Genomic DNA, 202 nt, shown 5'->3' on the forward strand with positions numbered 1-202 from the left:
GGCGATGTGATTGACTATACGTTAAGCACTACCGCTACGACGACTTCAGCAGTAGGAAGCTATCCAATTGCAGTTGCTTTAGGCAGTAATCCAAACTATACGATAAGCACAACAGACGCGCTATTAACGGTAACACCAAAAGCGATCAACGTGAGTGTGGTAGCCGATAATAAAACCAAAGTATACGGAGACGCGAACCCAG

The 202-nt window shown here is 45.5% G+C and carries 1 protein-coding gene; it reads left to right on the plus strand.

Annotated elements, in window-relative coordinates; all coding sequences use genetic code 11:
• Positions 1-202 (plus strand): MBG domain-containing protein (locus J3S90_RS16265; protein ID WP_210646996.1); only part of this gene is annotated, 202 nt, incomplete at both ends.

This window comes from Flavobacterium flabelliforme (assembly GCF_017948675.1).
Classification (GTDB): domain Bacteria; phylum Bacteroidota; class Bacteroidia; order Flavobacteriales; family Flavobacteriaceae; genus Flavobacterium; species Flavobacterium pygoscelis.